14 protein-coding genes are annotated in these 13,984 nt (G+C 42.5%); 6 read left to right on the top strand and 8 right to left on the bottom strand.

What is annotated here, in order from left to right; all coding sequences use genetic code 11:
- Positions 1-7 precede the first annotated feature (7 nt).
- On the bottom strand, positions 8-727 hold the full coding sequence (locus HPC40_RS06760; RefSeq protein ID WP_208118736.1) for a (Fe-S)-binding protein: 720 nt from the start codon (positions 725-727) through the stop codon (positions 8-10).
- Positions 728-793: 66 nt separating this feature from the next.
- A complete protein-coding gene (locus HPC40_RS06755; protein WP_208118735.1) occupies positions 794-2,371 on the bottom strand; it encodes an L-lactate permease in 1,578 nt (525 codons plus the stop codon).
- A gap of 366 nt (positions 2,372-2,737) precedes the next feature.
- Between HPC40_RS06755 and rpsF the strand changes: the two genes are divergently transcribed.
- The 6 genes from rpsF (at position 2,738) to HPC40_RS06725 (ending at position 5,965) form a co-directional block, all read left to right on the top strand.
- On the top strand, positions 2,738-3,115 hold the full coding sequence (gene rpsF, locus HPC40_RS06750) for a 30S ribosomal protein S6 (protein WP_208118734.1): 378 nt from the start codon (positions 2,738-2,740) through the stop codon (positions 3,113-3,115).
- Complete coding sequence (gene priB, locus HPC40_RS06745; RefSeq protein WP_208118733.1) at positions 3,102-3,428, top strand: primosomal replication protein N; 327 nt, start codon at positions 3,102-3,104, stop codon at positions 3,426-3,428. Before rpsF ends, priB begins: the two co-directional genes overlap by 14 nt.
- 12 nt (positions 3,429-3,440) lie before the next feature.
- Positions 3,441-3,668, top strand: a complete 228-nt coding sequence (gene rpsR, locus HPC40_RS06740; protein ID WP_208118732.1) for a 30S ribosomal protein S18 — start codon at positions 3,441-3,443, stop codon at positions 3,666-3,668.
- A gap of 19 nt (positions 3,669-3,687) precedes the next feature.
- Positions 3,688-4,137, top strand: a complete 450-nt coding sequence (gene rplI / locus HPC40_RS06735; RefSeq protein ID WP_208118731.1) for a 50S ribosomal protein L9 — start codon at positions 3,688-3,690, stop codon at positions 4,135-4,137.
- A gap of 156 nt (positions 4,138-4,293) precedes the next feature.
- Positions 4,294-5,454, top strand: coding sequence for a globin domain-containing protein (locus tag HPC40_RS06730; RefSeq protein WP_208118730.1), 1,161 nt, complete (start codon positions 4,294-4,296; stop codon positions 5,452-5,454).
- A gap of 109 nt (positions 5,455-5,563) precedes the next feature.
- Positions 5,564-5,965: a DUF2251 domain-containing protein gene (locus tag HPC40_RS06725; RefSeq protein WP_208118729.1), complete on the top strand. Its 402-nt coding sequence runs from the start codon at positions 5,564-5,566 to the stop codon at positions 5,963-5,965.
- 25 nt (positions 5,966-5,990) lie between these two features.
- Here HPC40_RS06725 and msrAB read toward each other — a convergent pair whose 3' ends face one another.
- The 6 genes from msrAB to leuS form a co-directional block, all read right to left on the bottom strand.
- Positions 5,991-7,472, bottom strand: a complete 1,482-nt coding sequence (gene msrAB / locus HPC40_RS06720) for a bifunctional peptide-methionine (S)-S-oxide reductase MsrA/peptide-methionine (R)-S-oxide reductase MsrB (RefSeq protein ID WP_408021824.1) — start codon at positions 7,470-7,472, stop codon at positions 5,991-5,993.
- 8 nt (positions 7,473-7,480) lie between these two features.
- Positions 7,481-9,169, bottom strand: a complete 1,689-nt coding sequence (locus HPC40_RS06715; protein ID WP_235972351.1) for a protein-disulfide reductase DsbD — start codon at positions 9,167-9,169, stop codon at positions 7,481-7,483.
- 152 nt (positions 9,170-9,321) lie between these two features.
- Positions 9,322-9,699, bottom strand: a complete 378-nt coding sequence (locus HPC40_RS06710) for a YbaN family protein (protein ID WP_208118727.1) — start codon at positions 9,697-9,699, stop codon at positions 9,322-9,324.
- Positions 9,700-9,763: 64 nt separating this feature from the next.
- Entirely contained in the window at positions 9,764-10,795 is a 1,032-nt protein-coding gene (gene holA, locus HPC40_RS06705; protein WP_208118726.1) for a DNA polymerase III subunit delta, read from the bottom strand.
- The gene (gene lptE / locus HPC40_RS06700; RefSeq protein ID WP_208118725.1) at positions 10,792-11,295 is read right to left on the bottom strand and encodes an LPS assembly lipoprotein LptE; all 504 of its coding nucleotides are present in this window, start codon (positions 11,293-11,295) and stop codon (positions 10,792-10,794) included. The genes holA and lptE overlap by 4 nt, the downstream gene beginning before the upstream one ends.
- A gap of 15 nt (positions 11,296-11,310) precedes the next feature.
- Positions 11,311-13,893: a leucine--tRNA ligase gene (leuS, locus tag HPC40_RS06695; protein ID WP_208118724.1), complete on the bottom strand. Its 2,583-nt coding sequence runs from the start codon at positions 13,891-13,893 to the stop codon at positions 11,311-11,313.
- Between the last annotated feature and the right edge of the window lie 91 nt (positions 13,894-13,984).

Below are 13,984 nucleotides of genomic sequence, written 5' to 3'. Positions count from 1 at the left end.
TTTCCTCCTAGCGGCTCATCAATACTTCAGCAATGTGCATCACTTTAATTGGGCTTCCCTCACGGTGTAGTCGCCCACCAATATTAATTAAACAACTCACATCTGCACCAATTAAATAATCAGGTTGTACGGCTTGAATGTGCGCTGATTTTTCTTTTACCATTTCACCAGAAATCTCAGCCATTTTTACGGAAAATGTTCCACCAAATCCACAGCAAGTTGTTTGATTAGCGATTGGCAATAATTCCAACCCCTCGACTTGTTCGAGCAAGGCTATGGGTTCATGTTGAATATTTAATTTACGAAATAAGCTACAAGAAGGATGATACACAGCTTTACCAGACAATTTTGCCCCGACTTTAGTAATGTTCAACTGATTAACGATAAAATCCGTTAAGTCATAAAAGCGATCTGCCACATTTTGTGCACGCATTGCCCATTCAGGTTCATCTTTAAGATAGTCTGCATAATTTTTAATCGCATATACACAAGAACCTGCGGGGGCGACAATCGGATCATGGTTGGCCTCAAAAGTTTCAATCAGATTTTTCATCGCAGGAATGGCAGATTTAACATACCCACCATTGATTGCTGGTTGCCCACAACACGTTTGTCGTTCTAAAAATGTGATCTTGCAACCTAATTGTTCAAGTAACAATACACTTTGCTTTGCAACATTCGCACGCACAGCATCACCTATGCACGTTGCATAAAAATTAACGTTCATTTTTCCTCCAACACTCGGAAAAGCGCACAAAGTGTGCGCTTAATAAAACACAATTATTACTGTAATTTAACTTAATAACAACACCGCAACTAACGCCGCAATCACACCATAGATAAACATCGGAATAACCGTGCGTTTAATGATTGTGCCTTCTTGATTTTTCATATTCAAAATTGAGCACACAGCAATAATGTTATTGATGCAAACCATATTCCCCATTGCGCCCCCCACGGACTGCAATGCTAGCACCAACGTAGCCGAAAGCCCTGTTGTTTGTGCAATTGAATATTGGATACCACCAAAAGTAAGATTAGAAACGGTATTTGAGCCTGAGAAAAATGCCCCTATCGCACCTAAATATGCTGAGAAGAATGTCCAATTTTCACCCGTGGCTTGTGCAAAACTGCGTCCAATGATTTGCACCATTGACTGCTCTCCCCCCACTAACATCAATTTTACCATAATTAATGCGCCAACCAACGCAAGGAATGGTTTTTGCACTTGTGCAAAACTGGCTGTAAAAATGGCACTTTTTTGCCCCCGTTGTAATTTAAAAATCGTAAACGAAATCAACACTGTTACCACAAATGGAATCAATGCTGGCACATATAAAGTGCGGTAATTTGCACTCACACCTTGTTCAAAAATGTTTAACCAAGAGAAGATTAACGCTCGACTCACTTCAAACTGCCCTAATACACCCAGTGGCAATGTAAAAAGTGCGGTTGTATCATTCAGCCAGCCTTTAATACCAAATTGGTGAATCCGCGTGACCACTAAAATCGCGATAAGCAACATCGTCGGTAACATCGCCTTAAACACCACTGAAAATGGCACACTTTCTTGGTTCTCATCATGGATTTTCTGAATGCCAAAACCTTGATTGGCAAAGAAAATAGATAACAATAATCCAATGGCACCACCTACCAATGCTGGAAATTCATAATTAATTTGCGCCAATAAGAAATACGGTACCGTACACGCCAAAATGCTAAGATAAATAAATATAATATTACGGCGAATTTCAGCCCAGCCAACAATAAAACGTAATGCAATAATTGGAATAACTAGGGCGGCTATAGAATGAATGACCGCACTTTGTGCACCAACCTCTAATAACGCTTGTTCGCCTAAATTTAATGGTGCAAAACCAAACCATGTTGGTGTACCAACAGCACCAAATGATACCGGCACTGAATTCATCACTAGCGTAAACACCGCAACACGCAATGGCGCAAAGCCAAGCCCGACCAGAATAGGTGCGGCAATTGCTGCTGGCGTACCAAAGCCCGATGCCCCTTCAATCATAAACGCAAATGCCCAGCCTATGATCATTAACTGTGCAACAGGATTTGGATTGATGTTAGAAAGCCAATGGCGTAGCACATTAACTGAACCTGTTTCCTCCATCATACGATTAAATAAAATCGCACCAAAAATAATGGTTATCGGTGTTAACGTAGCAACAACACCTGACACCATATTAGCACTCAATAGCGTTAAATCTTCTTGAAAATAAAAAATCTGAATAACAAGGACAATAACTGCGGTAATCGGTAAAGCAATATAAGAAGGCAAGCTATTACGCTTTACCATCAAATAGATCAAAATAACAATAGGAATGATGCTTAAAAATAATGCCATAAAAATTCCTTCTTAAAGATAACAATTATGTTTGTTTTAAATTACATTTTTAACATTAAATTAACATTGGGCGCACACCTTAATCTAATGCAACTGTTCTCGCAATGATTCGATAATACAAATGTAATCTCTGTCACAAAATCAAGAACAAGATTGACTTAAACGAAGAAAAAACGATCAATTTTCGGCATTCTAACCCCGAATACAATTAAAGTGCGGTGCAACTTTACACAAAAAACTTGTCCACAGGCGAGAAACTCGGTATAATTTCCGCCCTTACAGCCACATTTATTTTCGTTCCTTGCTTCCAAAGATCTGTGGCTGGTCTTATCATGGAGGCTGATTAACCCGTAAGGAGCTGCAGTAATGCGTCACTACGAAATCGTTTTTATGGTCCATCCAGACCAAAGCGAACAAGTACCAGGCATGATTGAGCGTTACACTGGCGCAGTAAAAGACGCTGGTGGGCACATTCATCGCCTAGAAGATTGGGGTCGTCGTCAATTGGCATACCCAATTAATAAACTACATAAAGCACACTATGTGTTAATGAATGTAGAAGCACCGCAAGAAGTCATCGACGAGCTAGAAACCACATTCCGTTACAATGATGCAGTTTTGCGTAACGTAATTATTCGTACTAAGCACGCCGTAACAGAAGCGTCCCCAATGGCTAAAGCAAAAGACGAACGTCGTGCTTCAGCCGATGTTGCTAACAACGATTATGAGGATGCTGAAGAGTAATTTAACAATTGAAAATCGTCTTCAACTTGTGGGAAAAGTTTGCTCACAACTGAAACGATCGCAAAGCCCAAATCGGATTGAACACTGCCAATTTTATCTTGAGCACCGTTCAAACCAAGTAGAAGCTGATTTGCCTCGCCTTGCATGGTGTAAAATAAAAGTTTCTCTGAGTGGGCATCAATTAATTAAACAATCTCAAAGCATTACGGTCGGCAGTAACCTTTTTATTAGTGGCTTTTTAACCACCCATAAAAATGCAAATGGATTAAACCAGTTGGTGTTACATGCCGAGCAAATCGAATTTATAGATTAGGAGACTAGCCCTATGGCCCGTTATTTCCGTCGTCGTAAGTTCTGCCGTTTCACAGCGGAAAACGTACAAGAAATCGATTACAAAGATATTGCTACGTTAAAGAACTATATTACAGAGAGCGGCAAAATTGTTCCAAGCCGTATTACCGGTACTCGTGCGAAGTATCAACGTCAATTAGCTCGTGCTATCAAACGCGCTCGTTATCTTGCGTTGCTACCGTACACTGACAATCATCAGTAATTAAAGAGAGGATACGGTAATGCAAATTATTCTTTTAGATAAAATTGTTCACCTTGGCAATGTAGGTGATCAAGTTAATGTTAAAGCAGGTTTCGCACGTAACTTCCTTATCCCACAAGGGAAAGCTGTTATGGCAACTGCTGAAAATATTGCTCATTTTGAATCTCGTCGCGCAGAGCTTGAAGCCAAAGTCGCTAAAGAATTAGCTGAAGCACAAGCACGTGCAGAGAAAATTGCCGCATTAGGTTCTGTGACTATCGCCTCTAAAGCAGGTGATGAAGGTCGCCTATTCGGTTCTATTGGTACGCGTGATATTTCTGATGCGATCAAAGCCGCAGGCGTTGAAGTGGAAAAAAGCGAAGTGCGTTTGTCAGAAGGTCCATTACGTACCCTTGGCGAACACGAAGTGCGGTTCCAACTTCATGGCGAAGTATTCACTCAACTTATTGTGAATGTTGTTGCTGAATAAGCATAAAAAACAACTCCAACCCGAGTATCTTACTCGGGTTTTTTATTCTCCAACATATTTTATCTCTAGCTTGTCCTGATAATTAGCACTTGCGCGTCTTGGTGTAATCTCGTATCCTATTAAGAAATATTTTTTTTACACCTTAATGGAGTGATTATGTTAGATACACAAACGCGCGAAATTATCAAAGCTACCGTCCCCGCACTTGAGGCCTATGGCACAACCATAACAAAAACGTTTTACCGTAATATGTTTAATGAGCACCCTGAGCTGTTGAATATTTTCAATAAAACCAACCAAGCTCGTGGGCAACAACCAACCGCACTTGCGACGACTGTGCTCGCAGCCGCAAAACATATTGATAATCTCGAGGCAATTTTAGATCATGTTATCCAAATTGGTCATAAACATCGAGCCCTTGAAATTCACGCCGAACACTACCCTATCGTGGGAAAACATCTACTTGGCGCGATCAAAGAAGTATTGGGTGATGCCGCCACACCTGACATTTTAGACGCTTGGGCGAAAGCCTACGGTGTCATCGCAGATGCCTTTATTGGCGTTGAGCAACAGATGTATGACAATGCAGCATGGCTTGGCTTCCAACCTTTTACTGTTGTTGAAAAACGAAGTGTTGGGCAAGATATTGTTGAATTTACAGTAAAAAATGATGATTTGATCAATAACTTGACTATTACTGCAGGGCAATACATCACTGTTCAAGTGCAACCTGCGGGTGAACAAAATCTCGCATTACGCCATTATTCACTCTGTGCAATTGATCCACAACAAGGGCTAAAATTTGCAGTTAAACGTGATAATCAAGGCGAATTCAAAGGGCTTGTGTCCAACCATTTGCACGATAATGTCCATGTCGGTGATGAATTAAAACTTTCTGCGCCCGCAGGTGATTTTGTGTTACGACAAAATGACACACCAGTCGTATTTATCAGTGCAGGAATCGGTATTACCCCTATTTTAGCAATGCTGGCGGAGCAAATTAAATACAATGCCGATCGTCCTGTGCTTTGGTTGCACTCTACCCGCAATGCACAAACACACGCTTTCCAAACAGAAATCGCTACACTACTGGCACAAGCAAATGTCCAATTTAACGATACCGTTTACACACAAGACAACGCTCGCATTGACAGCAATTATCTGCGTAAGGTAATTCCTCCGCATGCTGATGTCTATCTGTGTGGTTCAATGGAATTTATGCAAGCGATGACAAACCAGATTAAACAACTTGAACAAGAGAACATCGCCATCTACTTTGAACCATTTGGTCCAAAAATGAGTTTAATTGAAGTTTAACCGCCAAAAAACCGCACTTTTACTTAAAGTGCGGTTTATCCTAAAAGCCACTTGCATTTATCCTAATTTGTTCTATTATTTGCCAATCGATCAAGATAAGGATTAGTTAATGCTCTATCTCACACTAGAAGATACCCACACGATTGGTAGCCCAAAGCAAAACGGCACGCACTCAAATGTGCACGACCACTTTGCGGTGATGTTTGAAGACGATGGCGAAACAGGCTATTTTTATGCACTCGATACACGCCAAGCACAAAGCGTTGTTGATGCACTGCACCTATATAATGTCGATAGCTTTAATGACAGCTTGCAGACAGATAATCAGTTACAAATTTGCTGGTCAGAAGATGGCAATATCGCGGTGTTATTGCTCAATGGGCAAGTGCAGGCCGCCTTTGATTTTGTCAAATTAATTGGCTACAACCATTCCCATTTTCCTGAGCCTGAATTGGGTTCTATGTGGTCTCGTGGTAAGCTGGATGACGCGTTTATTACAAGCCTAAAATAAAACAGGTGGCATTGCCACCTGAGTATCATTCGACCACACTTTTCCATTCGCTATAGCCTTGGGCATCCATTTCCGCCAAAGGAATAAATTTTAACGCCGTACCATTGATGCAATAACGCAATCCCCCTTTGTCCTGCGGACCATCAGGGAAAACGTGCCCTAAATGCGAGTCTGCGTCGTGACTGCGCACTTCCGTGCGGCGCATATTAAAGCTATGATCGGCTTTCTCAACGACCGCACTTTGATGAATAGGGCGTGTGAAACTCGGCCATCCACAGCCACTATCATATTTATCACGGCTAGAAAAAAGTGGCTCGCCACTGACAATATCCACATAAATGCCTGGAGCAAACAGACGATCATATTCATGACTAAACGCTCTTTCCGTGCCATTTTGTTGGGTTATATAAAACTGGCGATCGGTTAAGCCCATTTTCTCTGCACGATACTCTTTTTTAACCGCACTTTGCGTTTTTTCAGGCTCTAGCGGTTTGTCCGCCAATGACACATCAATGTGGCAATAGCCATTTGGATTTTTCTGCAGATAATCTTGATGATAGTCTTCAGCAGGGAAAAATTGGCGTAATGGCTCGACTTCCACCACAATATTTTGCTGATATTTTTTCTGCTCTTGTGCAATGGCTTGTTCAATTTGCGTACGTTCGTCATTACTCGTGTAATAAATGCCCGTACGATACTGAATGCCACGATCATTGCCTTGCTTGTTGAGACTGGTTGGATCAATAACGCGAAAATAACGCCGCAAAATATCAGACAAACTCACTTTCGTAGGATCATAATCCACTTTGACCGTTTCCGCATGCCCTGAGCCTGCAATCACGTCTTGATAGCTTGGATTTTCTGTATTGCCATTGGCATAGCCTGAAACCGCATCGATTACCCCATCAATTCGCTCAAAATACGCCTCCAGCCCCCAAAAGCAACCACCTGCCAAATAAATTGTTTGCTTCTCCACCGCACTTTCTCCTTTTTTCTGTTGTTGTGCCACACGTAAATCAGCATGTGGATTGTCGATAAGCTGCATTACCTGCTCAACCCCTAAATGCCCTGTGATTAAACGTACTAGTTCCCCGTTTTTAGTAAACAATCCCCAGCTCGGATAGCCTTTTAACCCTAGAGATTGCAACCACTCACCCACCTGCGGACCTTGCGCTAATAAAACAGGTGGGGTTGCAAAATCCAAGCCCTTATACCATGCAATAAATTCTGCTTGTGGTTTTTCACCCCAAAAGTTTGGAGTTGCCACCGTGGTGATATTTACTCCCGCTAAGCGTTTATCTTGACGCATTTGCTCTGTTTCTTCCAGCTCAGATAAACATTGCGGACACCAGCTAGCCCAAAATTTAACGAATGTGGGTTTATCACTTGAAAACAGTGTTGCCGCTCGGCCATCTAAATCTATAAAATCCACAGTCTGTGGCTTTGCTTGTAATGTTGCTGCCATCAATAGCAACCACACGGCAATGATACTACGCCATTTTATCATAATACGTCCTATTGCGTTTTTAATTGTAACACGTGTTCAGCAAACGGTTCTGGTGGCATAAAGCCGCTAATGCGAGCATCAGGCAACTCTTGCCCATGTTGATCGAAAAATAAAATGGTCGGCAATCCAAGCACGTTAAATTGTGTCATCAATGTGCGATTTTTCTCGCTAGATTGGGTTAAATCCGCACGCAACAATAACATATTGTGAAATTGTGCTTGTACCACTGGGGCTGAAAACGTGTATTTATCAAACTCTTTGCACGCTACACACCAATCCGCATAAAGATCGAGCATAGCCACTTTGCCGGGGTTTTCGCGAAGTATCCGTGTGAGATCATCGGCACTTTCAATCATCAAAAAGTGCGGTTCGGTTTTATGTTGCACCGCACTTTGCCCCTGCCACGCCAGTTGCGCAAGCGGATAACCTGCCAAGATAAGCACCGCAAATAGGGGCAGTTTCATCCAATTAGTCGGCAATGTCAGAATTAACCACACAAGAAAGCTGACTGCCAATGCTGACCACAAGCACCACGTCCACGTCTCATCCAATAAGCGAGACACTAAAAAGATAGGCACTGCCAACATCACAAAACCAAATGCAATTTTGACTTTTGCCTGCCACTCGCCACCTTTTGGTAAAATGGCATTACCGAATAAGGTCACTAGCACCAGTGGTACGCCCATTCCGAGTGCCAATAAATAAAGTGCCCATCCTCCCAGTATAAAATCGCCACTTTGTGCCACATATAATAGCGCGCCTGACAACGGTGCACTAATACAAGGCGATGCGACCAGCCCTGCGATCATGCCCATGAGAAATACACTACCGTATGCCCCACCTTGTTGTTTTTGGCTAAGTTGTATTAATTTATTCTGCCAGCGATTAGGCAGTTGTAATTCAAATACACCAAACATCGCCAGTGCTAAAATCACAAATAACACCGCAAATCCCAATAAAACATACGGGCTTTGTAAGGCTTGTTGGAACGGCAAACCAATAGACACCACCAACAACCCAAGTGCAGTATAGGTCAGAGCCATTCCCTGCACATAGCTGAGGCTTAATAATAACGCACGCAGGGTATTCGGGCGTTGCTGCTGCCCAATTACAATAGAAGAAAGCAGCGGCAACATCGGCAATACACACGGTGTGAATGCCAAGCCGAGCCCCAATACAAAAAACCACCACACATTAAGCTCAGATGGACTTTCTGATCCAACCGCACTTTGCATTTCTGCCTGCGGATTTGGTGCGGCAGGCATAACCGCACTTTCATTGGCGAGGGTATTGAGCATGACCACTTGCGTTTGTGGCGGATAACAAAAATTAGCGGTGCACCCCTGATATTCCACCTCCAACTGCCCATCTTGCCCTGCACTTGATACAGGAACTGAAAACGTTAATTCATTACGATAAATGCCTACCTCACCGAAAAAGTCATCATGGTGTGGCTCACTTAGCGGCAACTTGAATGTGCCTAGCGTGGCATTTTGCCCCACAATATGAATCGATTTTTGATAAAGATAGTACTCTGGTGCAATTTGCCAATGCAAATTAACCACCTGTTTATCAACCTGTGCCGAAAACGCAAACGCCTGTTCTGCGGGCAAAAATTCATTATTACGATCAAAAAGCCCAGCTGTTGCTAGCACACTCGTGGTCAGCGTGGTGAGAAATACAAAAAGTGCGGTCAATCGGGAAAACGTCATACTCTATCCAAAAAATAAAATCATACGCCTTATTTATCCATAAATAGGCGTGCAACACCTGTTATTACGTCTCAATTGCTATGCGGTTTAATCTAACATTATCGCAAATACGACAATCACTGTACGAAAAAGTTTCGTTACTGTGCTTTGGTACGGGTTTTGATCCAAAAAAAGAAAAACCAATATTGCACCATAACCAGCAAAATCAACGCAATGCGACCATAAATCGTGGGCATAAAATAAAAACTGATCGCCATCATCACGCCAGAAACCGCTAAAATACTGACTTTAGCCCGCATGGTCATACTTCGAGTTTCATTGAATTCACGCAAATAGTTATCATAAATTGCCGTTTGCATAAACCAACTGTGTAATCGCTCGGAGCTTTTGGCAAAAAAATAGAGTGCCAATAACAAAAATGGCGTAGTCGGTAAAATAGGCAACACCGCACCTAATAACCCTAAACCAATAGCCAAAAATCCTAAAAATATATACAGCAATTTAACTGCGCGCATCGTTTTCTCGAGTAATAATAATTCTCATTATAATAATAAGTTACGAAAAAAAGTAAAGTGCGGTTTAGTGGGTCAGCAACATCGTGAGCCGCTCAAGGCGTTCCCACGGTGCGATAGGTTGCCCTTGTTTCAAAGCGCGTTCAAGCTCTGCCAATAATTGAATGGCGTGAAATAGTGTCTGATAATTAAGGCGTTGCAATGCCGTTTGATACAATGCTCTACGGCTTTGCCAAATCTTCAGTGCATCAAACCGCACTTTTAATCCGCTGCTTGGCAATAACGCATGGCGATTACTGATGGGATGATCCTTGACCAATTCCAATAACACTGTCAGCTCTTTTTGCGCACTACGCAGCAAGATCAACGGCTCAATCTCTTCATTGTGTAAACTGTGTAAAATGCGGATTGCACGCTTACTTTTGCCAGCAAGCAACGCATCTAACCATTGATAAGGCGTAAATTGAGACGATTGTTCAATACAACTTTGCACTTTATAAAAATTGAGTTTTTCATCGCCAAAGCGTAATGCCAATAATTTCAGTGCTTGTGCCAGTGCCAACAAGTTGCTTTCATAGTTATGGCACAATAGCTGCTGTGCTTCACTGTCTAGTTGCAATCCTTCTTGTTTCAACCGCACTTTTAACCATTGTGGTAATTGTTCAGGAGGTGGCGTTTGGCAGTTGACGATGACCAAATGGGGAAATTGTGCGCTAAGTGATTTAAACCACACCTGCTTTTCTGTTTGAAAATGTAATTTTGGCACGCAGAAAATAGGCAAAATGTCGGCATGCAAAAAACTGAGCAATGTCTGCCACTGCTTTAGCAAAGCTTGTGTAAAACTCTCTGGTAAAGTCAAAATCAGCGTCGATCGCGCGGAAAATAACCCTTGCGATTGGCAATGTTCAAATAACATCTGCCAGTCCGTCGAGCCATTAATATCGAAACGCAATGTTTCATCAAACCCGTTTTCGCGTGCTCGCGTAATAATGGCTTGACGCGATTCATCAAGTAATAAAGGATCGGTGCCTGCAAGCAAATAGGCAGGCGCAAGTGCCTCACTGGAGGCACTTAGCTGAGCACTACTAAGACGTTTCACTGTGCGTTATTGAGTTGCTGTTGTAACGTCACTAACTTAATCAACAACTGTTTTGCAGCTTGGCGACGCATATCATCATAAATCACATCTTGCTCGACCGATTTTGCCAGTGCAGCACGTGAGTCATTGAAAAACGTACGGCTATTGTTAACATCAATTGGATATTCACCTTTACCTGGCACATAAACCGTTGCACGTACATTTAATGTCAGTAGATTTTCTGCTTCACGCCCCTGCTTAAATACCGACACCACATTTGAACTGATAGTTGAACCTTTCAAACGCAGTTGAGGAACATCATCTCGCTCAACGAGCGTTACTTGGTGCAGCTTCAGTTGCTCACGCACTTGTCTGCTGAGAAAGTCATACGGCTCAGAACTGACCAATTTCATCGTGCTAAACTGCCCTGTAACCGCACTTTGGTTCGCAAAATGCAAACCACAGCCTGAGAGCAATGCCAATAGACCCACCATTAACAGTGTTTTTAGTTTGTTGAACATAACACGCCCTTTTGTTTATTTCGCCACAAAACTCAATAATTTTGCCGGCACATAAATCACTTTATTAATCGTTAAGCCCTCAAGATGACGACTCACATTTTCATCGGCTTGTGCAATGGCTTTGATTTCCTCTTCACTTGCCTCGGCAGCAACCGTGATTTTTGCCCGCACTTTGCCGTTGACTTGCACCACGATCAATTTCTCATCATCCACCATCGCTTTTTCGTCCGCTTTTACCCAAGGGGCGAAATCGATAGTATCTTGATTACCAAGTGCTTGCCATAATGTAAAGCAAATGTGCGGTGTAATCGGGTAAAGCATACGAATAACCGCACTTAATGCTTCTGCCATTAAGGCTTTATCTTGTTCTTGCGTTAACGGTGCTTTAGTGAGCTTATTCATCAATTCCATGATCGCGGCAATGGCTGTATTAAAGGTTTGACGGCGACCAATATCATCACTCACTTTGGCAATCGTTTTATGTAAATCACGTCGCAACTCTTTTTGCGCTTTGTTTAACTGGGCAACATCAAGTGCGGTTTGCGCTGGGCTTTGTAGATAGTCATACGTCAGATTCCACAAGCGACGCAAGAAGCGGTGCGCCCCTTCAACACTTGCCTCTTGCCATTCCAATGTCATCTCAGCAGGTGAGGCGAACATCATAAATAAACGCACCGTATCTGCCCCGTATTTTTCCACCATTTCTTGTGGATCAATCCCGTTGTTTTTGGATTTTGACATTTTGGTCATGCCGGCATGCACTAATTCATTGCCCTCATCATCAAAGGCTTTGATAATGCGCCCTTTCTCGTCTCGCTCCACAATCGCTTTCGTTGGTGAGACCCAGATTTTTTCACCTTTTGGCGAAATATAATAATACGCATCTGCCAGCACCATTCCTTGACAGAGTAATTTTTCCACTGGCTCATCACAATTTAGCAATTTAGCATCACGTAGCAATTTATGGAAAAAACGGAAATAGAGCAAGTGCATCGTAGCGTGTTCAATTCCACCAATATATTGATCCACTGGTAGCCAATAGTTTGCCTCTTCAGGGTTGAGCATACCTTGCTCAAAGTGCGGGCACGTATAGCGAGCATAATACCAAGATGACTCCATAAAGGTATCAAATGTATCCGTTTCACGCACCGCACGTTGACCATCTAATGTGGTCTGAGCCCACGTTGGGTCAGCTTTAATTGGGCTTTGCACACCATTCATCACCACATCTTCAGGCAATTCTACGGGCAAATCTGCTAATGGAACTGGCACAACTTCGCCATTATCTAGCGTCAACATAGGAATAGGTGTTCCCCAATAACGTTGACGAGAAACGCCCCAATCACGCAAGCGGTAGTTAGTTTGGCGTTTTCCCTGACCGCACTTTTCAAGTTCACTTGTAATAGCATTAAGGGCCTGCTCAAAATCAAGCCCATCAAACTGACCTGAGTTAAATAAGTATCCATGCTCTCCATAGGCTTTTTCTGTCAAGTCTGGAGCTTGCCCTTCACTATTTAAAATGACAGGTTTTAAGACTAAACCGTATTTTTTTGCAAATTCATAGTCACGTTGATCATGAGCCGGTACTGACATTACAGCCCCTGTGCCATAATGCATTAATACAAAATTAGCAACCCAAACAGGTATTTTTTCACCCGTTATAGGATGAATTACATGAATGCCTGTTGCCATGCCTTTTTTCTCCATCGTAGCGAGATCGGCCTCCGCCACTTTGGTATTTTTGCTCTCTTCAATAAAGGCTGCCAGTGCAGGATTATGCTGTGCTGCTTTTTGTGCTAATGGATGTGCAGCTGCGATTGCCAGATAAGAAACACCAAATAAGGTGTCTGCACGTGTTGTGTACACATCTACAACATCATCACTGCCATCAACTTTAAAGCTGATCTCAACGCCTTCTGACCGCCCAATCCAATTGCGTTGCATACTTTTCACTTGATCAGGCCAGTTTGGCAAGTGATCAAGCCCCGTAAGCAATTGATCTGCATAATCCGTAATTTTTATAAACCATTGCGGAATTTCTTTTTGTACCACTGGCGTGTCACAACGCCAACAACGTCCTTCATCCACTTGCTCATTCGCAAGCACCGTTTCATCATTCGGGCACCAGTTGACTACTGACGTTTTTTTATACACCAGACCTTTTTTATACAATTCAGTAAAAAACCACTGTTCCCATTTGTAATACTCTGGGCGACAGGTGGTAATTTCACGATCCCAGTCATAACCAAAGCCAAGCATTTTCAACTGCTGCTTCATATATGCTATATTTTCATATGTCCAAGCGGCTGGTGCTGTTTTATGTTTAATGGCGGCATTTTCTGCTGGCATACCAAATGCGTCCCAACCAATTGGCTGCAACACATTTTTACCATTCATGCGCTGAAAACGTGCAATCACATCGCCAATCGTGTAATTACGCACATGCCCCATGTGTAACCGCCCAGAAGGATAAGGAAACATGGATAAGCAGTAATATTTTTCTTTGGTAGGGTCAACGGTGGCTTTAAAGACATTATTTTTTTGCCAATAATCCTGTACTTGTGCTTCAATCTGTTCAGGACTGTACTGTTGTTGCATAACGATCACCTTGTGAAAAAAACCGCACTTTGGCGGTTAAAAATACGAAAAATGGAATGCTAATAGAATAGCGTAAAATGCCGGTAAAAAA

This window comes from Spirabiliibacterium falconis, assembly GCF_014885015.1.
Taxonomy (GTDB): Bacteria; Pseudomonadota; Gammaproteobacteria; order Enterobacterales; family Pasteurellaceae; genus Spirabiliibacterium; species Spirabiliibacterium falconis.
This window is presented reverse-complemented; position numbering and strand designations above follow the sequence as displayed.

Excerpts from the sequence above, each read along its gene's own strand:
- lptE (WP_208118725.1), bottom strand. The coding sequence starts at position 11,295 with ATGTTCAACAAACTAAAAACACTGTTAATGGTGGGTCTATTGGCATTG.
- HPC40_RS06730 (WP_208118730.1), top strand. The coding sequence starts at position 4,294 with ATGTTAGATACACAAACGCGCGAAATTATCAAAGCTACCGTCCCCGCA.
- priB (WP_208118733.1), top strand. The coding sequence starts at position 3,102 with ATGCTGAAGAGTAATTTAACAATTGAAAATCGTCTTCAACTTGTGGGA.
- msrAB (WP_408021824.1), bottom strand. The coding sequence starts at position 7,472 with ATGATAAAATGGCGTAGTATCATTGCCGTGTGGTTGCTATTGATGGCA.
- HPC40_RS06710 (WP_208118727.1), bottom strand. The coding sequence starts at position 9,699 with ATGCGCGCAGTTAAATTGCTGTATATATTTTTAGGATTTTTGGCTATT.
- HPC40_RS06755 (WP_208118735.1), bottom strand. The coding sequence starts at position 2,371 with ATGGCATTATTTTTAAGCATCATTCCTATTGTTATTTTGATCTATTTG.
- leuS (WP_208118724.1), bottom strand. The coding sequence starts at position 13,893 with ATGCAACAACAGTACAGTCCTGAACAGATTGAAGCACAAGTACAGGAT.
- HPC40_RS06725 (WP_208118729.1), top strand. The coding sequence starts at position 5,564 with ATGCTCTATCTCACACTAGAAGATACCCACACGATTGGTAGCCCAAAG.
- rpsF (WP_208118734.1), top strand. The coding sequence starts at position 2,738 with ATGCGTCACTACGAAATCGTTTTTATGGTCCATCCAGACCAAAGCGAA.
- HPC40_RS06760 (WP_208118736.1), bottom strand. The coding sequence starts at position 727 with ATGAACGTTAATTTTTATGCAACGTGCATAGGTGATGCTGTGCGTGCG.
- rpsR (WP_208118732.1), top strand. The coding sequence starts at position 3,441 with ATGGCCCGTTATTTCCGTCGTCGTAAGTTCTGCCGTTTCACAGCGGAA.
- rplI (WP_208118731.1), top strand. The coding sequence starts at position 3,688 with ATGCAAATTATTCTTTTAGATAAAATTGTTCACCTTGGCAATGTAGGT.